This window comes from Novosphingobium sp. FSW06-99, assembly GCF_001519065.1.
Lineage (GTDB): Bacteria > Pseudomonadota > Alphaproteobacteria > Sphingomonadales > Sphingomonadaceae > Novosphingobium.
In genome coordinates this window covers 75,323-96,860 of sequence record NZ_KQ954261.1, presented here as the reverse complement: position 1 = coordinate 96,860, position 21,538 = coordinate 75,323, and the positions used below count along the sequence as shown (strand labels likewise).

General features: G+C 64.9%; 17 protein-coding genes. 11 read left to right on the top strand and 6 right to left on the bottom strand.

Going from position 1 to position 21,538, the window contains the following annotated elements:
* Entirely contained in the window at positions 1-939 is a 939-nt protein-coding gene (locus tag AQZ49_RS17455) for a hypothetical protein (protein ID WP_231739289.1), read from the bottom strand.
* Positions 940-1,315: 376 nt separating this feature from the next.
* On the opposite strand from AQZ49_RS17455, the gene pstS reads away from it, so the two are divergent.
* The 6 genes from pstS to AQZ49_RS17425 all read left to right on the top strand — a co-directional run bounded on the left by pstS (position 1,316) and on the right by AQZ49_RS17425 (position 5,978).
* The gene (gene pstS, locus AQZ49_RS17450; protein ID WP_067618637.1) at positions 1,316-2,353 is read left to right on the top strand and encodes a phosphate ABC transporter substrate-binding protein PstS; all 1,038 of its coding nucleotides are present in this window, start codon (positions 1,316-1,318) and stop codon (positions 2,351-2,353) included.
* Entirely contained in the window at positions 2,353-3,330 is a 978-nt protein-coding gene (gene pstC / locus AQZ49_RS17445) for a phosphate ABC transporter permease subunit PstC (protein WP_082701867.1), read from the top strand. Before pstS ends, pstC begins: the two co-directional genes overlap by 1 nt.
* A complete protein-coding gene (gene pstA / locus AQZ49_RS17440; protein WP_067618634.1) occupies positions 3,327-4,184 on the top strand; it encodes a phosphate ABC transporter permease PstA in 858 nt (285 codons plus the stop codon). The genes pstC and pstA overlap by 4 nt, the downstream gene beginning before the upstream one ends.
* A gap of 35 nt (positions 4,185-4,219) precedes the next feature.
* Positions 4,220-4,993: a phosphate ABC transporter ATP-binding protein PstB gene (gene pstB / locus AQZ49_RS17435; RefSeq protein ID WP_067618793.1), complete on the top strand. Its 774-nt coding sequence runs from the start codon at positions 4,220-4,222 to the stop codon at positions 4,991-4,993.
* Positions 4,994-5,012: 19 nt separating this feature from the next.
* Entirely contained in the window at positions 5,013-5,690 is a 678-nt protein-coding gene (phoU, locus tag AQZ49_RS17430; protein ID WP_067618631.1) for a phosphate signaling complex protein PhoU, read from the top strand.
* Positions 5,691-5,798: 108 nt separating this feature from the next.
* Positions 5,799-5,978 carry a hypothetical protein gene (locus tag AQZ49_RS17425; protein WP_067618628.1) on the top strand — a complete coding sequence of 60 codons (180 nt, stop codon included), beginning with the start codon at positions 5,799-5,801 and terminating at the stop codon, positions 5,976-5,978.
* 537 nt (positions 5,979-6,515) lie between these two features.
* On the opposite strand, the gene AQZ49_RS17420 is transcribed toward AQZ49_RS17425, so the two are convergent.
* Positions 6,516-7,244, bottom strand: a complete 729-nt coding sequence (locus AQZ49_RS17420; protein WP_231739288.1) for an endonuclease/exonuclease/phosphatase family protein — start codon at positions 7,242-7,244, stop codon at positions 6,516-6,518.
* A gap of 35 nt (positions 7,245-7,279) precedes the next feature.
* On the opposite strand from AQZ49_RS17420, the gene cls reads away from it, so the two are divergent.
* On the top strand, positions 7,280-8,731 hold the full coding sequence (cls, locus tag AQZ49_RS17415) for a cardiolipin synthase (RefSeq protein WP_067618625.1): 1,452 nt from the start codon (positions 7,280-7,282) through the stop codon (positions 8,729-8,731).
* Between the two features lie 3 nt (positions 8,732-8,734).
* Here cls and AQZ49_RS17410 read toward each other — a convergent pair whose 3' ends face one another.
* Positions 8,735-9,634 (bottom strand): LysR family transcriptional regulator, encoded by a 900-nt coding sequence (locus AQZ49_RS17410; protein WP_197411106.1) that lies wholly within the window; start codon positions 9,632-9,634, stop codon positions 8,735-8,737.
* 432 nt (positions 9,635-10,066) lie between these two features.
* On the opposite strand from AQZ49_RS17410, the gene AQZ49_RS17405 reads away from it, so the two are divergent.
* From AQZ49_RS17405 to AQZ49_RS17395, 3 genes are read left to right on the top strand one after another with little or no spacing between them, the layout of a single operon-like run.
* Positions 10,067-13,255, top strand: a complete 3,189-nt coding sequence (locus AQZ49_RS17405; RefSeq protein ID WP_067618622.1) for an efflux RND transporter permease subunit — start codon at positions 10,067-10,069, stop codon at positions 13,253-13,255.
* Complete coding sequence (locus tag AQZ49_RS17400) at positions 13,248-14,477, top strand: efflux RND transporter periplasmic adaptor subunit (RefSeq protein ID WP_067618618.1); 1,230 nt, start codon at positions 13,248-13,250, stop codon at positions 14,475-14,477. Before AQZ49_RS17405 ends, AQZ49_RS17400 begins: the two co-directional genes overlap by 8 nt.
* Positions 14,478-14,502: 25 nt before the next feature.
* Entirely contained in the window at positions 14,503-15,867 is a 1,365-nt protein-coding gene (locus AQZ49_RS17395; protein WP_067618615.1) for an efflux transporter outer membrane subunit, read from the top strand.
* On the opposite strand, the gene AQZ49_RS17390 is transcribed toward AQZ49_RS17395, so the two are convergent.
* The 3 genes from AQZ49_RS17390 to AQZ49_RS17380 all read right to left on the bottom strand — a co-directional run bounded on the left by AQZ49_RS17390 (position 15,833) and on the right by AQZ49_RS17380 (position 20,357).
* Positions 15,833-16,414 (bottom strand): TMEM175 family protein, encoded by a 582-nt coding sequence (locus AQZ49_RS17390; RefSeq protein WP_067618613.1) that lies wholly within the window; start codon positions 16,412-16,414, stop codon positions 15,833-15,835. The genes AQZ49_RS17395 and AQZ49_RS17390 overlap by 35 nt on opposite strands.
* A 62-nt stretch (positions 16,415-16,476) precedes the next feature.
* Complete coding sequence (locus AQZ49_RS17385) at positions 16,477-18,030, bottom strand: carboxylesterase/lipase family protein (protein WP_067618609.1); 1,554 nt, start codon at positions 18,028-18,030, stop codon at positions 16,477-16,479.
* A gap of 20 nt (positions 18,031-18,050) precedes the next feature.
* A complete protein-coding gene (locus AQZ49_RS17380) occupies positions 18,051-20,357 on the bottom strand; it encodes a TonB-dependent receptor (RefSeq protein WP_067618606.1) in 2,307 nt (768 codons plus the stop codon).
* Between the two features lie 142 nt (positions 20,358-20,499).
* On the opposite strand from AQZ49_RS17380, the gene AQZ49_RS17375 reads away from it, so the two are divergent.
* The gene (locus AQZ49_RS17375) at positions 20,500-21,486 is read left to right on the top strand and encodes an AraC family transcriptional regulator (protein ID WP_156428370.1); all 987 of its coding nucleotides are present in this window, start codon (positions 20,500-20,502) and stop codon (positions 21,484-21,486) included.
* The last annotated feature ends 52 nt before the right edge of the window (positions 21,487-21,538 follow it).

The window sequence follows — 21,538 nt, the reverse complement described above, 5'->3', positions numbered from 1 at the left end:
TCAATTGATCTTGACTTGAAACGTGACGGTCTTGTCGGCGCTGCCGCCGGCGACATTGCCGAGCAGCACGGTAATTCCGGTGGCGGATGCCGTGCCTGCATCCGCGTCGGCGGCATCGGTCAGGCCCGTGCCGTTCAGCGTCATGGTGCCCGGCTGATAAGTCGTGCCCGTGGGAAAGGCGTCGGTCACGGTCAGTCCGGCGGCCGTGCCCGACCCGGAGGTGTGGGCAACGATACTGTACGTGACCACCGATCCCGACACGGCGGTGCCCCCGCCATAAGGATCGACGATCGTCGCCGATTTGGTCAGCGCGACTTGCGCCACGCTGGCCTGGACCGTTTCCAGCGCGTTCCCGGTACCGCCCGACAGACCGACCAGGGCATCGACGCCGCCCACGCCTTTGCCTGCAAACAGCGTGCCCGGCGTTCCAGATCCTGTCGCCGATGTCGCGGTCAGCCGCACCTGCGAGGTTTGTCCGTCGGTGGCCGATGCCGGTGCCGCCACGATCAGAAACACCTTGATCGTCGCATCGGGCGCGATCACCTGGCTGGCGGCTCCGTTGGTGATGACCGTGTCGACACCGGCGTCATAGATGCCGTTGCCATTGCTATCGATCGCCACGGTTTGCAGCGTGGTGGTGAACGCGTTGCCGGTTACTGCCGGCGCGCCGGTCAGGTCGAAGCTGTCGGCGCCATTGCCGGTGTTGGTAACCTGATATGTTAACGTTGCCGGGGATGCCCCGACCGGCACCGACGCCGTGACCAGCGGCGTCACCGCCACACCGATCACCTGATCGACCTTCACCACATTGGTGTTCGATCGCTGCGTGATCGTACCTGCGCCGATGTTGAAGGTCACGATAGCGGAATTCTGGATAAGCGTCCCCGCCAGCGTGCCGGTTGCCCACGCCGGATGCCCCAGTGCCAGTCCAGTGGCCATCGCTCCCGCGATGCATATGTGGTGAATGCCCCTCATTGCGAGCATCGGTATAACTACGTGTGGTTAAGAGGTGGTTATCCCTAATCGCGCGCTAACGGAATCGTTTGCCCTGCCGCTTGGTGCCAATGCGGATGGCTTGCCGAACAGGGGCTGGAACGCACAACCAGCCCCCTTGTCGCCGCCGTGTTGACCAAGGCCGGTACAACGACCATAGTTTTTTCATATGGCGGCCCGGACCGCCACGGCAGGCCAGAAACTGCGGGGCAAATGCGACGATTGCTGTCACAATCCCGTCACATGCGACGCCTACCGCCCCCTGAGCGGCGCCGGCCCCCGGCCCCCGATCACGTCCTGACGAGCTGAAGGGAAGCATATCATGCTCAAGAAATTCATTGTCGGCGCAGGCTTTGCCGCAGCGCTGACAGGCGTTGCCCATGCGGATAATTTTACTGGCGCTGGCGCAACCTTTCCCGCCCCGGTCTACACCGCCTGGGCCCAGGCTTATCACGGCGCAACGGGTAACGAACTGAACTATCAGGCGATCGGTTCGGGCGGCGGGATTCGCCAGATCGAAGCCAAGACGGTCGATTTCGGCGCCACCGACAAGCCGCTGAAACTGGAAGAACTCAACCGCAACGGGTTGAGCCAGTTCCCCACCGTGGTCGGCGGCATCGTGCCGATCGTCAACCTGCCCGGCATCGCGCCCGGCCAGTTGCACCTGACCGGTGATATCATCGCCAACATGTACCTTGGCCGCATCACCCGCTGGAACGATGGCCAGATCACCCGGATCAACCCCGGCCTGCGCCTGCCCGGCCTGCCGGTCACCGTCGTGCACCGCTCCGACGGTTCGGGCACAACGTTCATCTTCACCAGCTTCCTGTCGCACAAGAGCCAGGCCTGGGCCAACACAGTCGGCGCCAACGATTCGGTCAACTGGAAGACCGGCCTGGGCGGCAAGGGCAACGATGGCGTCGCCGCCTTCGTCAAGCAGACCCCCGGCGCGATCGGCTATGTCGAATACATCTATTCGCGCAAGGACAAGGTGACCTACACGCTGGTGCAGAACGCGGCCGGCCAGTTTCCGCAGCCCAACGGTGGCGCCTTTGCCGCAGCAGCGGCCAGCGCGCCCTGGGGCAAAGTGCCCGGCAACTATGTCATGTTGATCGATCAGCCCGCGCGCAACGCCTGGCCGATCAGCGGCGCGACGTTCATCCTGGTGCCGCGCAACCCGGAAAATCCGGCGCGCACCGCCGCCGTGCTGCGGTTCTTCGACTGGGCCTACAAAACCGGCGACCGCACCGCGAGCAGCCTCGACTATGTGCCGCTGCCCGGCCCGGTGAAGGATCTGATCCGTCGCCAGTGGGCGAACGAAGTGAAGGCTGGCGGTCGTCCGGTCTATAACGGTCACTGATGTCCAGTTCCCCGACTGTGGCCAACGAAGCCCTGCGCGTCAGTGACGCGCAGGGCCATCCGCGTGCCCCCCGCAACGACTGGCTGTTCCGTACGCTGTGCCTGACGGCCGTCCTGGCGATGATGGCCACCCTGATCGGGCTGGTCGGGTCGCTGCTGTCGGGCGGTTGGCTGGCACTGAGCCATTTCGGTTTCAGCTTTTTCACCACCAGCACCTGGGACCCGGTGGCCGACCAGTATGGCGCCGCGGCACCGATCGTCGGCACGTTGATCACCGCGTTCCTCGCGCTGGTCTTCGCCTTGCCGGTGGCGGTAGGCGTGGCGGTGTTCCTGGTTGAAATCTGCCCGCAACGGATCGCCAGGTCGCTGGCCATCGCGGTCGAACTGCTCGCCGGCATTCCCTCGATCGTCTATGGCATGTGGGGCCTGTTCGTGCTGGCGCCATGGTTTGCGCAGAACGTGCAGATCCCGCTGATGACCTGGGTCACGCCGGGTTCGTGGCTGGAAAAAGTGGTCAGCGGCGTGCCCAACGGCGCCAACATCTTTACCGCATCGCTGATCCTGGCGGTGATGATCCTGCCCTATATCGCCGCGATCCTGCGCGAACTGCTGATGAGCGTGCCCTCGCACATGCGCGAGGCGGCCTATGGCCTGGGCTGCACCCCGCGCGAAGTGGTGATGCGCATCATGCTGCCCTATGTCCGGCGCAGCGCGATCGGCGCGGTCATGCTCGGGCTAGGGCGCGCGCTGGGCGAAACCATGGCGGTGACCTTCATCATCGGCAATTCGCACAATTTCCCGGGCAGCCTGTTCGATTCGGGATCGACCATTTCCTCGACGATCGCCAATGAATTCACCGAAGCGACCGGCGACATGCACATCTCTGCGCTGATCGCGCTGGGCATGGTGCTGTTCATGATCACGTTCGTCACGATCGCGATCGCCCGACTGCTGCTGGGACGCGGAGGCCCGAAATGAGCAAACCGCACGACACGTTTCTGCACACCCGCAGAAAGATCTACAACGGCGTGTTCCTGGTGCTGACCGGGATCGCCACCGCCATCGCGCTCGCCGCACTGTTCCTGATCCTCGAAACGCTGGTGGTCAAAGGCGTTGCCGGGCTCGACGCGCATGTCTTCACGATGAGCCAGCCCGCCCCCGATGAACAGGGCGGCCTGCTCAACGCCATTGTCGGCTCGCTGGTGATGTGCGGGCTGGGCATGGTGATCGCGCTGGTGGTCGGCATTCTGGCCGGGACCTGGCTGGCCGAATATGGCGACGGCACCAAACTGGCCGCCGTGGTGCGGTTCCTCAACGACATCCTGATTTCGGCGCCATCGATCCTGATCGGGCTGTTCGTCTATCAGTTGCTGGTGCGGCCGTTCCATGGCTTTTCGGCGGTGGCCGGCGGTGTCGCGCTGGCGCTGCTGGCGATGCCGGTGGCCACCCGCGCGACCGAGGACATCATGCGGTTGCAGCCTTATGCCCTGCGCGAGGCGGGCATGGCGCTGGGCGCCAATCGTGGCCTGGTGATCCGTGCGATCATCTGGCGCGCCAGCAAATCGGGGCTGATGACCGGTGCATTGCTCAGCTTTGCACGCATCAGCGGCGAAACCGCGCCGCTGTTGTTCACCTCGCTGGGCAATCCGTTCCTCAGCTTCAAGCTGACCCAGCCGATGGCCGCACTGCCGACGACGATCTTTCAATTCGCGATGAGCGCCTATGACGACTGGCAACGCCTGGCCTGGGCCGGTGCGCTGCTGATCGCCGTGGCGGTCCTTACCACCAACATCCTCGGACGCGTCCTGACACGCGGGAGCACGCAGAAGTGACGTTTGAAACACCCCACCAGGACCAGCAGACCGTGATGATTCCGCCGCCCGAGGGCGACCGGGTGATCGATGTGCACGGCCTCGATTTCTTCTATGGCAAGACGCAGGCGCTGTTCGGCGTGCAACTGCCCGTCGCGCGCAACAAGGTAACCGCGCTGATCGGACCATCGGGATGCGGCAAATCGACCCTGCTGCGCACGATGAACCGCATCTATGACCTCTACCCGGGGCAAAGCGCAAGCGGCACGATCCAGTTCGACGGCGAGAACATCCTCGATCAGGCCAAGAATTCGGAACAGTTGCGCGCGCGCATCGGCATGGTGTTTCAGCGCCCGACACCGTTTCCGATGTCGATCTATGACAACATCGCGTTTGGCGTGCGCCTGCATCGCAGCGTCGGCCGGGCCGAAATGGACGAGATCGTCGAACGCTCGCTGGTGCGCGCCGCACTGTGGGACGAAGTGAAGGACAAGCTGACGACGTCGGGCCTGGGCCTGTCGGGCGGGCAGCAACAGCGGCTGTGCGTGGCGCGCGGGATCGCCATCAACCCCGATGTGCTGCTGCTCGACGAACCGGCCTCGGCGCTCGATCCGCTGTCGACGGCCAAGCTGGAAAGCACGCTGATGGAACTGAAAAGCTCCATCACCATCGTCATCGTCACACACAACCTGCAACAGGCGGCGCGTATCTCGGATTACACCGGGTTCATGCTACTGGGCAAAATGATCGAATTCCGCCCCTCGTCCGATGCTTTCGTCTCGCCGGAAACCAAGCAGATGCAGGACTATATCACCGGCCGTTTCGGTTAATCGGGGATCGACAGAGATTATGGCACAAGACCACACCATCCGCGCCTTTGACGATGACATGGGCCAGCTCAACGCGCTGATCGCGCAAATGGGCGGCCAGGCCGAAAGCCTGATCCGCGACGCGGTCGATGCACTGCGGCGCGGCGATCACGACCTGGCCAAACAGGTGATCCTGCGCGACAGGCTGCTCGACGCGCTCGAAGCCGAAGTCGAACGGCTGGCGATCCAGTTGATCGCGTTGCGCGCGCCGGTGGCGGGCGACTTGCGCCAGGTGGTGGCCGCGTTCAAGATTTCGGGCATGCTCGAACGGGTTGGCGACCATGCCAAGAATGTCGCGCGCAGCACGCTCAAGATCGAGGATTTCCGCTTTGCCGCGCTGGCCGAAGTGCCCGCCATTGCCGAAATCGCCGAAGGGATGATCCATTCGGCGCTCGATGCCTATGCCGCGCAGAATGCCCCCCTGGCCGAAGAAGTGGTGGCGCGCGACGAACTGGTCGATGCGCTCTATCGCGACCTGATCCGCCATCTGATCGAGCATCTGTCGGAAAAAACCGCCAACGTGATCACCGCCACCGAATTGCTGCTGATCGCACGCAATCTCGAACGCATCGGTGACAATGCCACCAACATTGCCGAAGCAGTCTATTACGCCGCCACCGGCACCGTGATGATCGACCGGCACAGAACGGCCGATTGAGCTTGCGCCGGGCCCCGCCCGGCGTCAGTGGGTTTGCCGAAGCATTCGTTTCGGGAGACGGCACCGGCCGGCTCCCGAAATTGCGGCAAACACAATCAGGCATATGTGATGACCAAACCGTTTGAACGCCATCGGCAGGCGTGGACCGCCGACGAGATCCAGAAACTGCACCAACTGGCCAAGAAAGGCATGGCGCTGAAAGCCATCGCCAAGGCGCTGACCCGCAGCGAGGAATCGGTAAAGGACCGCGCCAAAGCCGATGGCCTTGGCATTGCCAAACTGCGCTGACGGACGCCTGGACGCGACCCTGGGCATTCGTCGCCGAATCGGTCCTCCCCGCTTTGCGGAGGATTTTGGTTGGGCGGTCCCCCGCCCTAGGCGGCGTGGACAAATTCCGCAACGCCACGGTTGCCCTGTAAAAGGCCCCGGCCCAAGTGCGACAAGGGGGAGCGAAGCCGCAGGTGGAGCGGGCCTCCATCAAGGCTGAGCGACGCCGCCGGGGCCTTTTACAGGGCAACCCCGAAGGGGCTGGGCCCAAAGCCGCCATTGCAGCGTCGGCTCGGTTCGCAATATAGCCGATATTCCTTCACCTCGCCTCCTCGCACTGGCGGCTTTGGCCTCCAGCCGTGGCGCTGCGGAATTTGTCCACGCCGCCTAGGAGTCTTTGTTTTCGCACGATCTTCTAGGGTGTGTGGGGATTTGGCTCAGGGTGGAGCGAGAATGGCTGATTTTGAGAACCGGCGCGCAGCGTACTTCAGTACGTGAGCACCGGAAGCGCAAAAAGCGGCCGTTCGCAGCCCGCCCTGGGCGAAATACCCACACACCCTAAAGCAGCGCCGAAACCGGCAAGTGATCCGACAGGCGCAAGGACTCGGCGCGATAGGCCGACAGGGGGGCGTTGCTGATGATGTGGTCGAAATCGCGGCGCGGGCGCCACGCCGGATAAGTGGCGGGCGCCGATGGGACCGGCAGGCCGCCTGCGGCTGCGCAAAACGCGCGGATCGGCGCGCTGGCGGCGCCGCTGTTGAAATCGCCCATCGCCGCCCACGCCGGGGCCTCGCGCAGGACTTCGGCAATCGCGGCCAGTTGCACCAGTTGCGACGGTTCGCCCAGGCTGAGGTGCAGGCAGGCCACGCGCAAGGGCCTTGGCCCATCGACATCGACGATCAGGCAGCCGCGCCCCGCGATCCGGCCGGGCAATTTGATGTCGGCGACCAGCCGCAGCGGCCAATGGCTGAAAATCGCATTGCCGTGGCGCGACACCCCCGGCACCGTGCGATTTTCCTGCGTGATCAGATGGGCATGCCCCGATCCCGTGGCGATCGCCTGGGCCTGGTTGCGAAAACCTGCGCGGCGCCCGCCCAGATCGATTTCCTGTAGACAGACCACCTCATATGGGGCGATTGCGCTGGCGATGCGGCGCAAGGTCGTGGTCTTGGAGCGCGTGTGGATCACCTGGCGATGCGCCTGCAACAAATAGTCGCGAAAGCGCGCGGTGCCGATGCCCGCCTGGATGTTCCATGTCAGCAATGTCGTGCGCGCGGGCTCAGTCACGGTTGGGTCTTTCACGATGGTGCCGGGGAAACGCCTTGAACACACCGATATCCGCCCCGTTCATCCTGCATATCGCGCTGGCGACGGGGCTGTCGCTGCGCATTCTCTATCGCAGGCTACAGGTCAACACCGCGCTGGCCTGGATCGTCCTGCTGATCGCGATGCCGTTTGCCGGGCCCGTGCTCTATATCATGTTCGGCGATCCCACATTGGGCCAGCGTCGGCTGAAACTGGGCCAGCGCATCCGCCATTTCTATCAGGAAGCCTATGCGCTGACACGCGAAGACGGCGCCGATCTTGCCGGAATTCCCGGCCCCTTTGACGCATTGGCCGGATCGATCATGCGCGACAGCGGGTTTCCCGTGCTGGCGCGCAACAGCTATACCATCTTGTCAGACGCGGGTACGATCATCGACAGCATGTGCCGCGACATCGATCGCGCGCAATGCGATTGCTGCCTGGAATTCTATATCATCGATCCCGCCGGGCGCGTGGCCGAGGTGTTGCAGGCGGTGCTGCGCGCGGCGGCGCGCGGGGTTGATTGTCGCATTCTGGCCGACGATTTCGGCAGCAAGGCGCTGTTCCGCTCCGACTGGCCCGAACGCCTGCGCACCGGCGGCGTGCGGCTGATCCGGTCGCTGCCGGTGGGACTGATCAAGTCGCTGTCAAAACGGTCGGATCTGCGCAACCATCGCAAGCTGCTGATCTGCGACCGCACGGTCGCCTATACCGGCAGTTTCAACCTGATCGATCCGCGCCTGTTCAAACCCGACAGCCATGTCGGCGAATGGATCGATCTGATGATGCGGATCGAGGGCCAGACCGTCGATGCGCTGGCCGCGGTGGTCAACGCCGACTTTCTGCTGGAAGAACCCGGTGCGCAACTGGATCGGGTCGCCCTGCGGATTGACCCGCGACAGGCGCCCCTGCCCAGCACGCACGCGCTGATGCAAGTGCTGCCCTCGGGGCCCGAAATGCCCAATTCGACGATCTACGAATTCATCGTTGCGGCCATTTTCAACGCGCGGCGGCGGGTGCGCATCGTCACCCCCTATTTCATCCCCGATCAGGCCGTGCTGCTGGCGCTGACATCGGCGGCCAAGCGCGGGGTTACGGTCGAAATCATCGTGCCCGCGCGGATCGACACCCGGCTGGGGCAGTTTGCCAGCCAGGCCGCCTATGAAGACCTGCTGACCGCGGGCGTTGCCATCCTGCGCTTTGGCGGCGGGCTGCTCCATGCCAAGGCGGTGCTGATCGACGATGGCGTGGCGCTGTTCGGCACGGTCAACATGGACATGCGCAGCTTCTACCTGAACCTCGAACTCAGCCTGATCCTCTATGAACCGCAGATCAACGCGGATCTGGGCGCGTTGATCGACGGCTATGCCGCGCGCAGCACCGCGCTTGTGCCGCAAGTCTGGGCCGCGCGCCCGGCCAGTCAGCGCTTTCTTGAAAACCTGCTGCGCCTCGCCGGGCCGTTGTTGTAGCATTCAGCGCAACCGCGCCGCTGCCATGAAATCGACAAACAGGCGGATACGCGGCGGGATCGGTTGGCCCGGCAGGAACACCGCGAACAAATCGATGCTGTCGCACCAGTAATCCTGCAGGCATTCAACCAGGCGGCCCGATTGCAGATCGTCCTCGACATCCCACAGCGCCTCAAGCGACAGCCCGCGCCCCGCCAGTGCCCAGCCATGCAGGACATCGCCGCTGCCGCTGGCCAGTTGTCCGCCCACTTTCACGGTGATCTGGCCCTCTTCGCCGCGAAACCGCCAGTGATCGTGCAGGCGATGGCGTCGCGCCAGCCGCAGGCAATCGTGGTGCGCCAGATCGGCCGGGGTCGCCGGGGTGCCACGCCGCGCCAGATAGTCGGGGCTGGCGCAGACCAGCCGTCGGGTGGAGGCGATCTTGCGTGCGATCGCCGCCGGATCTTCGGGTCGATGCACCCGCAGCGCCACGTCGAGCCCGTCCTGACCCAGCTCCAACCCCGCGTCCGACAGCACCAGATGCGTTTCCAGCCCCGGATGGCACTGCGCAAATTCGGCCAGCAGCGGTGCGATACGGCGACGGCCGAGTTCCATCGGCGCCCCCACCCGCAACAGGCCTCGCGCCGAAGCGCCGCGTGCCGAAACCTCGGATTCGGCATCGCGCACATTGCCCAGGATGGCACGACAGCGATCGACATAGAGCGCGCCTTCGTCGGTCAGGCGAAACCGCCGCGCGCTGCGTTCGGCCAGCCGCACCCCCAGCCGCGCCTCGAGCGCCGCCAGCCTGCGACTGACCGCGGGCGGCGAGGAACCCAGCGCCCGCGCCGCGGCAGATATCCCGCCCGCTTCGGCAATCGCCAGAAACAGCTCGATATCGCCAATCGAGTCCAGGACAGCCTCCATCTTTCCGTCCAGCGCAAATTTAGCATCCGGATCACCCGCTTTCCAGCAAACTTCACGCGGTCTACTGCGCGCCGGAAACGATCCCCCCGGCCAACCGGCCCATTGCCCCCATGAACCAGTCCAGGCCCGGTCCAGCACCCTGTGCGACACCAGGCATTATAAAAATTGCCTTCCGTTGTAACAATTTGTTACCTTTGCAGACCTTTTCCGAAGCGATCTGTGCGTGCTAGGGGCCGTGAAGATCGGTGACGTGCCTGGGCCGCCACCGATATGACGGCTTAACCGGATCAGGCTGCGACACTCAGGGGCACTGGCTCAACCGGCAATTGGTCTCACGCTGTTTCGCCCTTAAAAGCGCTTTGCCGACGGCAAAGTGCGTTGATAGGGGCGATACCCGATAACCGCCCTTTGCCAGGGCGTGGAGCACGACGCATGTTGGATATCGTCAAAATCGCGCTGCACCGTCCACTGACGTTCATCGTCATGGCGATCCTGATCGCGATTTTCGGTGTGCTGGCGGCGGTGCGCGCGCCGGTCGACATCTTTCCCGACATCCGCATCCCGGTGATCGCGGTGGCCTGGCAATATGCGGGGCTCAATCCCAAGGACATGTCGGATCGGCTGATCACACCCTACGAACGGACGCTGACCACCACGGTCAACGACATCGAACACATCGAAAGCCAGTCGATGGTCGGGGTCGGGATCGTCAAGATCTATTTCCAGCCGGGCACCAACATTGCGGTGGCCAACGCCCAGGTAACCGCGATTTCGCAATCGGCGCTCAAACAGTTTCCGCCGGGAACCACCCCGCCGCTGATCCTCAACTACAGCGCGTCGACCGTGCCGATCGTGCAAATGGCGCTGAGCGGATCGGGCCTGACCGAACAGCAACTGTTCGATATCGGCACCAGCCAGATGCGGCCGCAGCTTGTCACCATTCCGGGGCTGGCCATGCCCTGGCCATCGGGCGGCAAGCAGCGCCAGATTCAGGTCGATATCGATCCGGCAGCGATGCAGTCCAAGGGCCTGTCGGCCCAGGACGTGACCGACGCGATCGCCGCGCAGAGCCAGATCAACCCGGCCGGATCGGTCAAGATCGGGCCGACGCAGTACAGCGTATCGCTCAACAACGCCCCCGCCTCGGTCGCCGCGCTCAATGATCTGCCGGTCAAGGTGGTGAACGGTGCGACCATCTATATGCGCGATGTGGCGCACGTGCGCGACGGTTTCCCGCCGCAGACCAACGTGGTGCACGTCAACGGGCGCCGTTCGGTGCTGCTGACGGTGCTCAAGAACGGCGCCACCTCTACCCTGTCGATCATCGCCGGGGTCAAGGCCAAGCTGCCGCAGATCATGGTCGGCCTGCCTGATGCGCTGAAAGTGCAGCTTGTCGGTGACCAGTCGATCTTTGTGCGCGCGGCCGTCACCGGGGTGATCCGCGAAGGGCTGATTGCGGCCGGACTGACCAGCCTGATGATCCTGCTGTTCCTGGGCTCGGTACGGTCGACGCTGATCATCGTCACCTCGATCCCGCTGGCGGTGCTGGCGGCGATCGCCACGCTCTATGCCTTTGGCCAGACGCTCAACGTGATGACGCTGGGCGGACTGGCGCTGGCGGTCGGCCTGCTGGTCGATGAAGGCACGGTGACGATCGAAAACATCAACTGGCACCTGGAACAGGGCAAGGGGGTGATCCCGGCGATCACCGACGGCGCGGCGCAGATCATCGTGCCTGCCTTCGTATCCATGCTGTGCATCTGCATCGTGTTCGTGCCGATGTTCTTTCTGCCGGGCGTTGCCGGATACCTGTTCGTGCCGATGGCGCTGTCGGTGATCTTTTCGATGGTGTTCAGCTTTATCCTGTCGCGCACACTGGTGCCGACGATGGCGATGTATCTGCTGAAACCGCACCAGCCACATGGCGCGCACGATGCGCCGCCACGCGGCATCGGCGGGCTGTTCGTGCGCTTTCAACGCGGATTCGAGGTAAATTTCGAACGCTTCCGCAACGGCTATATCGGATTGCTTCGGCTGGCGCTGCTGGCGCGGCGGCGGTTTGTGATCGGCTTTATGGTCGCGGTGCTCGCCTCGTTCGTGCTCGTGCCGTTTCTGGGCAGCAATTTCTTCCCGGCGGTCGATTCCGGCCAGATCCTGATGCACGTGCGCGTGCCGATGGGGTCGCGCATCGAAGACACCGCCGCACGGTTCGACCGCATCGCGCAATCGATCCGCCAGGTTCTGCCCGCTGGCGAGATTGCCACGATCACCGACAACATCGGCCTGCCGGTAAGTGCGATCAACACCACGTATTCCAACAGTGGCACGATCGGGCCCCAGGATGGCGACATCATGATCACCCTGAAGGAAGGCCACGCGCCGACCGAACAGGCGATCACCACGCTGCGCCGCGAATTGCCGCAACGTTTCCCCGGCGCCACGTTCGCGTTCCTGCCGGCCGATATCACCAGCCAGATCCTCAATTTCGGCAGCCCGGCCCCGATCGACGTGCAGGTAACCGCCCGCGATCCCAAGGCGGCACGTGCCTTTGCCGATCGGCTGCGCGCGGCGCTGGCGCCCATTCCGGGGATTGCCGATACGCGCATTCAACAGCCGGCGGCGTCGCCCAATCTGAATGTCGAGGTCAACCGGTCGCTGATCGGACAATATGGTCTGACCGAACGCGATGTCACCAACAGCCTGGCCAATGCGCTGGCCGGGACCAGCCAGGTGGCGCCGGTGTTCTTCGTCAACCCCGACAACGGCGTGCAATATGCGGTTGTTGCACAAGCCCCCGAATACTTGGTGTCATCGATCAACACCTTGGAAAACATGCCGGTTTCGGGCAGTGTGGGCAGCGCCGGGCAATTGCTGGGCGGGGTTGCCCGGCTCGACCGGTCGGACATTCCGGCGGTGGTGTCGCACTACAACATCCAGCCGGTGTTCGACATCTATGCCACCACCCAGGGCCGCGATCTGGGCGGGGTGGCCAGCGATATCAACCGCGTGCTGGCCGGTCTTGCCAAGGAACAGCCAAAGGGCGTGACCGTCACCATCCGTGGCCAGGTCGCCACCATGAACATTGCCTTCATGGGCCTGGGCCTGGGCATTCTGGCCGCAATCGTGCTGATCTATCTGCTGATCGTGGTCAATTTCCAGAGCTGGCTCGATCCGCTGGTGATCATTTCGGCGCTGCCTGCCGCCTTGGCGGGCATTGTGTGGATGTTGTTCGTATCGGGCACCACGCTGTCGGTGCCCGCGCTGACCGGCGCGATCATGTGCATGGGCATCGCCACCGCCAACTCGATCCTGGTGATCAGCTTTGCCCGCGAACGGCTCGATCTGACCGGCGATGCCACGCTGGCCGCGATCGAGGCGGGCATGGTGCGGTTCCGCCCGGTGTTGATGACCGCGCTCGCCATGATCATCGGTATGGTGCCGATGGCACTGGGGCTTGGCGAAGGCGGCGAACAAAATGCCCCGCTGGGCCGCGCGGTGATCGGCGGCCTGTTGTTTGCGACGACCGCCACGCTGATTTTCGTGCCGGTCGTGTTCAGCATCGTCCATCGCCGCCGCACAGCGGTCGAACCCTCTTTCGAACCGGTATTGACCCATGCCTGATTCACATTTGCACGAACCCCGCGATTCGACGCTGGTCGATCTGCACCAGGACCTGCCCGATGCCGCCCGCCTGAAACGGCTGGGCGTGGTGATCGCGGTGGGTGCGGTGATCATAGCCGGCGCCGGGATCGCCTGGCGCAGCCATTCGGTCGGCACCGAAACGGTCACCGCGCATGCCGCCGCGGTCAGCGATGTTGCGGTGGTCCATCCCGCCCCCGCCGCACCGACCGACGATCTGGTGCTGCCCGGCCAGGTCCAGGCGTGGAACAGCGCGGCGATCAACGCGCGCACCAATGGCTATGTGCGGTCGTGGCTGGCCGACATCGGCGATCATGTCCACACCGGCCAGCCGCTGGCCGTGCTCGACGCGCCCGAAGTCGATCAGGCACTGGCGCAGGCCGAGGCCGATTATCAGACCGCGCTGGCCAACCGCAGCCTGGCGGCGACCACGGCCACCCGCTGGACCCAGTTGCTGACCCAGGACGCTGTGTCAAAGCAGGAAACCGACGAAAAGCAGGGCGATCTGGCTGCCAAGACGGCGGTCGCCAATGCGGCGCTGGCCAATGTCAAACGATTGCGCGCGATGCAGGGCTTTGAACGCGTGCTGGCGCCATTCGACGGCGTGGTTACCGCACGTGCGGCGCAGATCGGCGCGCTGGTGGTCACCGGCAATCTCAACGCGCAGCCCCTGTTCACGGTTGCCGATGTGCATCGCATGCGCATCTATGTGCATGTGCCGCAGACCTATTCGGCCATGCTCCACCCCGGCATCGTCGCCAGTCTTGACTTGCCCGAATACCCTGGCCGCACGTTCAGCGCGACGCTCGTCCGCACGGCTGGCGCGGTCGATGTGCAATCGGGCTCGGTGCTGGTCGAACTGCAATCGGACAACACCGATCGCCAGCTCAAACCGGGTGCCTTTACCCAGGTCCATTTCCACGCGGCCGGCAGTGTCGGCACGATGACGCTGCCCGGCACCGCGATCCTCTATGGCAACGACGGGCCAAGCATTGCGGTGGTCGGCGCCGACGGCAAAGTCACGGTGCGCCTGGTCAAGATCATCCGCGACGATGGCAATGTGGTGCGCGTGACGGGCGCGTTGAACACGGGGGATGCGGTGATCGATTCGCCACCCGACGCCATCCACAACGGGCAAAACGTCCACGTGACGCAAGTGCTTCCCGCCGTGACAGCCGCAAAGGCAGGCGCCCGTGCAAAATAGAACGCTGGTTGGTACGGCCGCGCTGATGCTGCTGGGCGGGTGTTCGTTCGCCCCGGCCCAGCACCCGGTCGCGGTGGCAACGCCCCCGCATTTCGACGCGATTCCCCCGTCGTGGAGCGAAGCAGCGCCCGCCGACGGCGCCGCCCGCGGCCCCTGGTGGCAGGCGTTTGGCGACCCTGTGCTGGACGATCTGGAATCCCGCGCCGAGGCCGCCAGCCCGACCCTGGCCGCAGCGCTCGCCCGCCGCGACGAAGCCCGTGCCGTGCTGGGCCAGAGCAAGGCCGCGCTGGTCCCCGAAATCGACGGTCTGGCCAGCGCAGAGCGTGAACGCGAGGCGGTCGACCGCCCGCTCAGCACCGGTTCGGCGGCGACCTACAATGTCTATACGGTGGGGCCGCAGTTGTCCTACGAAGTCGACTTGTGGGGCCATGTGCGCAACGCCGTTGCCGCCTCGCGGTCGGAAGCGCGCGCGACCGAGGCCGATCTCGCCTCGGTGCGGCTCAGCCTGCAGGCGGCAGTGGCGGATGCCTATGCGCGGTTGCGCGGGCTCGATGCCGAAAGCGACCTGCTGACCCGCACGGTCGATGCCTATACCCGCGCGTTCGATCTGACGCGGCGGCGGCACGACGGCGGCGTGGCTTCGGGCCTCGATGAAAACCGCGCGATGACCGTGCTCGGCAATGCCCGCGCACTGGCGGTCGATGTGGCCAACCAGCGCACCACCACCGAACACGAACTGGCCGCCTTGGTCGGCGTGCCCGCCAGCGGATTTCATGTCGCGCCGGTCAACCATGTGGTTGCCGCGCCCGGCGTGCCGGTCGGCACGCCGTCGACCCTGCTGCAACGCCGCCCCGACATCGCCGCCGCCGAACGCCGCGTGGCCGAGGCCAATTCGCGCATCGGTGTCGCGCATGCCGCGCTGTTCCCGACCGTGACACTGGGGCTGGCAGGCGGCTTTCAGTCGACCGGTCCGGCGCTGTTGTCGGCGCCCAATACATATTGGGCGCTTGGGCCGGTGGGGCTCGATCTGCCGCTGTTTGACGGTGGACGACGGCGCGCGGCGCTGCGCCAGGCGCGCGCGCAATTCGATGAGGTAACCGCCAACTATCGCACCACGGTGATCGGCGCGTTCCGCGATGTCGAAGACGCGCTGGCCGCCGCACGCGATCTGGCGCGCGAGGCCGACGAACAGAAAAAGGCGGTCAAGGCCGCCGAAACCACCAGCCAGTTGTCGTTCACGCGCTATCGCGAAGGCGCTGCCGACTATCTGGAAGTGGTGACCGCACAGACCGACGCACTGACCGCCGAACGCACCCTGCTGGCCGTGGAAACCCGCCGCGCGCAGGCCAGTGTGGCTATTGTGCGGGCGCTTGGCGGCCCGGTCGGATAAGCCGGGTCGGCAGGCCCTTGAACACATAGAGCAGCAGCGCGCGCGTGCCCAGCCAGGGGCTGAGCGCGACCGCCGCGATCGACAGCGCGACCAGCAGGATCAGCGACAGGCGGCGTTCGCGCCGCACCGCGTTGTCTTCGACTTCACTCGCCGCCAGCATGCCCCATGCGCACAGGCTCATCAGGCCGATGTTGGTGGCATAGAACGCCGCGACCAGCGGCACCGTGTCATACCGCGCGACGATCATCGTGGTGAACGGCATCAATGTGACCAGCAGCAGCAAGGGCCGCCACCACCGCACATAGGCTTCGCTGGCGCTTGCGCCCAGATGCGCCAGCCGGATCGCCGACAGCCACCCGGAAGACAGCACCACAAAACTGATCAGATAGGGCAGCAGGTGCGGCCACAGTGCCCGCAGCAAGCCGACGAACGCGGCATTGTCGGCCACGACCAGCCCCTCTGGCACGCGAATGTCGAGCACCAGCAGCGTCATCGCCACACCGTAGATCGCATCGCCCAGCCCATCGAGCCGGTGTCTGGGATACATGCCGCCCTCCCCCATGTCAGGACGTCATGCTACCCCACCCCTGCGCCGGGCCCAAGCCCCGATCAGGCAACCGTCGCCGGCAAGGGATAGCGCATCCAGAACGCGCGCCGTTCGCCATCGGGATCATGCGCCAGACGGGTTGCCTCCGACACCAGCAGGCAGGCGCGGCATTGCGCATCATAGCGCGTCCAGCCCGCCCCGTGCGGCCCGCCCGGCACGCCGTCGGCGGCGAATCCGGCGATCATCGCGCTGTGTTCGGCCACGATCCGCACCGCTGCGCCGCTTGCCCCGCCCAGCAGCAGGTCATCGGGCCGCGCCAGACTGGCAGAGACATCCATGGCATGGGCCGCGCCATAGCGGCCATCCCAGGCCGGGCAGGTCCAGTCCCAGCGATAGAGCCAGGTCGGTGCCCCCGCGCCCGCGCGCGCATCGGCCTGCGCAAGCGCCAGGCGGCGAAACCCCCAATCGGTGATGATCCGCGCCTGCGTCAGATAGGCCGTCGGCGCCGCCCCGCGATAGAGCGCCGCAATCGCGCCCGCATCGGCGCCGAACCTTGTGGCCAATACGCTGTCGAGGCCTTCATCGGTCAGATCGAACGTGTCGAAGAACAGCCCGGCATCCTCGCGCGTGGTTGAAATGATCGTGGGCACATGCGCGCTGAGTGCCAGCGCGCGCGGATCGTCGGGCTGCCACGGCATGACCTGGTCATCGAGCGAGGGCATGAACGCCAGCGCGCCCACTTTGACCGAGGCGGCCAGCAACAGCCCCATGTCGATTTCGGCCAGACGCGGCCAGTCTGCCGCGCCCAACCCCAATTCGGCGAGCAGCGCCACGGTCAGCGCGCCGGCGCTGTCGGCATCGGTGAACACCGGCCACGATCCGCTTTGCACCACCGCCCGGTGGAACAGCCCTTGCGCCGCAGGCAGTGCCAGCAGGGCGCTGATTTTCCACCCGCCGCCCGATTGCCCCATCACCGTCACCCGATCGGGATCCCCGCCGAACGCCGCCACATTGTCGCGCAACCAGCCCAGCCCCAGCACCAGATCGAGCAGGCCTGCGACGTTCGATCCGGCATGGCGTTCATCCGCGCCCAGCGCTTCGAGCGCCAGATAGCCGAACACATTGAGCCGGTGGTTGATCGCCACCACCACCACATCGTGGGTCAGCGCCATCATCGTGCCATCGTACATCGGCGCATTGCCCGACCCGATGGCAAAGCCGCCGCCATGGATCACCACCAGCACCGGCCGGGGCCGCGCCGGGCCTTGCGGGGCATAGACATTGAGCGTCAGGCAATCCTCACCCAGCCCGCCATCGGCCGGGGCGCGGTCGAACTGGATCAGCCGGGCATAGGCATTGCTGATCGGGGTCGGCACTTGCGGCGCCACCTGTCCGGGGGCGAAACAGTCGCGCCGCCCGGACCAGGCTGCCCGCGCGACGGGGGCGCGAAACCGCGCTGCCCCGCCGACGGGTTCACCATAGGGAATGCCGCGGAACACGCCGATACCCTGGTTCACCAGCCCCCGGATTCGCCCGGTGGTGGTTTCCACATCGGCAAACACCGCCGGGTAGAAGGCCGGGATCACCGGCGGCTGATAGGGCACCGGCTGGTCCATGGTGCTTGGCATCCCTTCGCTTACTTGCCGCCCCAGTTATAGCGCAGCGTGATCCCGCCGGTCAGCGGCTGGGCCAGTGTCACCGGCACCGGAAACAGCGGCGACAGCGCGTTGTTGAGCGTGACCGCCGACAACTGGCCCTTTGAATTGAACAAGTTGCGCACATAGACCGACAGTTCGAGGCCGCTCGCCAAAGTCGCACCGACGCTGGCGTTGACGGTGTTGTACGAGGGCAGGCTGTAATAGACATTGGTGGCGCTGCCCTGATAGCCCGATGTGCGCTGCCCGGTCCAGGTGTCGGTGATCGAGGCATTGGCCCTGGTCTGCCCAACATCGAAGCGATAGGTCGCGCCGACGCTGAAATTCCAGCGCGGGCTGAGCGGCAGGCGATCATCGGCATTGGCCAGCCCGAGCACCGGCGCAGGCGTGGTCAGCCGGGCGACGGTGTGCGCCCCCGCGCCGGTGAGCGACAGGCCCTGCACCAGCCGAAGCACGAAATTGCTTTCGACGCCCTGGATGCGGGCATTGCCCGCATTGACCAACTGGTTGATCCCGTTGACGTTCTGGGTGGTCTGAATGTTCGTCCATTCGATGTCGTAGCCATCGATGTTGAACGTCAGGCGGTGGTCGAAGAAACTGCCCTTTTCGCCGATTTCATAGTTCCACAGCTTGTCGGGCTGGAATGTCGATGGCACCGTCGATCCGAACGAAGCGGGCAGCACAAAGTTCGGCCCGCCCGGCCGGAACCCCGACGAGACTTTGCCATAGACCATCACGTCCTTGCTGACATGCAGGCGCGGGTTGAACAGGTATGTCCACACCCCCTGCGACGAGGTCGATTCATAGGAATATGTCGGGTCGAGCGCGATGCCGCCGTTCTGCACAACCGGCAGAATGCCGATCCACGAAATGTCGGACCCATAGGCCTGACTCTGGTGGCTGTAGCGGACGCCCACCGTCATGTCGAAGATATCGCCCAGATAGCCGGTCACATCGCCAAACCCGGCCACTTCGGTATAGTGGCTCGGCAGCCAGCCATAGAACGGGTAATTGGTATAAGGCGCGGGCAACTGGCCATTGGGGCTGGCGGTATAGAGCAGGTCGACCAGTTCACCGGTATATTCGTGATCGTAATAGAACCCCGCCACCCATTCGACCGTGTGGTTCGACGGCGATTGCAGCCGTACTTCCTGCGTCACTTTGCTGGTATTGGTATCGACCAGCAGGCTGTAGGGGCTGGCGCCAACGGTGGGGGCGCCGAAATAGGCCGTGTAGACGCTGGCATAGATCGGCACGATCACGCCGTAGAACACGCTGTCGTCGGTCTGGTAATAGCCGTGGTTGCGCTGCCACGATGTGACCGACACCGCCTTGGCAAAGCCCAGGTCATAGCTGATCGTGCCCGACAGCACCGCGACCGAAGTAATCGAGGGCTGATTGACCGCATATTGCTGATCATAAGCCCCGGCCACCGGCGTGCTGTTCGACAGATTGTAGAATCCGACGTCGAGCCCGTTGGCCTTGCTCCGCTGCGCAAACGCCGACAGCCGGATCTCCAGCTTGTCATCGGGCTGGTACAGCACTTGCAGCCGTCCGCCGACGACATCGGCACTGCCCAGATGATCGAGCCCGCGCGCGGTGTCGTGGCCCCAGCCGGTGTCGTGTTCGACATTGCCGTCAAGGCGGATCGCCAGATCCTGCCCGATCGGCAGATTGATCGCCGCGCGCGCCGCGCCATTGGTTCCGGCATGATCGGTGGCCGAGCCGTCGAGTTCGATCTTGGCCGACGTTTCGCCCAGCTTTGGCGGTGTGGTGACATATTTGATCGCCCCGCCCAGCGCATTGGCGCCATAGAGCGTGCCTTGCGGGCCGTTCAGCACTTCGACCCGGTCCATGTCGAACAAGTTGAAATTGAAGCTTTGCGAGCCCAGCCCGAATTGCGTGCTGGCACCGATCGGCACATCGTCGAGATAGAGCGAGACCGCGCCGCCCAGTTCGGCAGTCGACGAGGCCACGCCGCGAATGGCGATCAGGTTGGTGGTCGGGTTGTACGACTGAAAGCTGAGGCCCGGCACTTGCGTGGCGAAATCGTTGAACGTGCTGGCATGCATGCGTTCCAGATCGGCATTGCTGAGCGCGGTCAGTTCGCCGCCGACTTTCTGCACGCCTTCGTTGCGGCGGTTGGCGGTGACGATGATTTCGGGCTCGCTGGCTTGCGGCGCGGTCGGCACGGCGTCGGCGGCATGCGCGGCGGTGGCAAGCATCATGGTGGCAGGCGTGGCCCAGGCCACACTGACGAGCAGGCTCGTCGCAAATCGGGTCTTCATGCAGTCCTCCCTTTATCGTTGACAGGTAGTTAGCGCCGGATCGCGATAAAAAAGAGGACTGAAGCGCGCAAAATGCTGCGGCTGTTTTCGCTCATTGACAATCGACAAAGACAGGCCAATCAAGCGCCTGCAGGAGAATGTCATGGGTGTCATACCACAAGTCGATACCGGCTATCTGGCCGCGCTGGTGGGCGATGCGCGGGTGGCACACCTGTTTGCCAAAGCTGGCATCGCGCCAGACACCGAACGGCTCGACATGGCCGATTTCTGGCGATGCTGCGCGGAAAACATCCGCCAGACCGGCGATGAAAGCCATGGCACCGCGCTGCATCCGGTGCCGCCTGGCAGCCTGTCGCTGCTGGTGATGGCCGCCAAAGAGGCCGATACGCTGGGCGGCGCACTGCATCGCCTGACCGAGGCGGCGCGGCTGGTGCGCGCCGAAGTGCGCCTGCATCTCAGCCATGGGCGCGGCATCCTGCGCCTGACGATCAGCCCCGCAACACCGGCGCCAGGCCTCGCCGAAACCATGCGCATGGCAATCTATTGCGAGTGTTTTGCCATCGTCATCCACTGCGCATTGCGCTGGATGACCGGACGCCGGCTCGATCCGGTGCGCGTGCGCGGCGCGGCCGAATTGCGGGCGATGGGCGGCGAACTGCTGCTGGCGCTGGGCGCGCCGGTGGCGCGGCGCGGCATCGGGGTCAGCATTGATTACGCCGCGCAGGACCAGACCGCACCGATTCTGCCGCGCCGCTACACCGCCTGGGGCGAAGCCGAATTCGCCACGTTCCTCGACATGCTGGCGCAAGGTGACCCGATGCCCGTGGCCAGCGACCACGCGCGGGTGATCGAGGCGCTGCACGGCGGATTGCACACCCAGGAAGACGTCGCCGCCGCTCTGGGCATCAGCGTGCCGACGCTGCGCCGCCGCCTGGCGCAGGACAATCTGACCTTTCGCGACATTTCCGCCGAATTCCGCACCCGCCGCTTGAAAGACCTGCTGGCGACGCAAATGCCGCTGGCGGCAATTGCCGAACAGCTCGGCCTGTCGGACGAACGCTCGCTGCGCCGGTTTGCGCGCGACCATCTGGGCCTGGCCCCGGCCGAATATCGCGGACGGCTGGGCTGATTACAAAAAAAAGGCCGGCGTTTCCGCCGGCCTTGGAAAGTTTGGGAGAGGA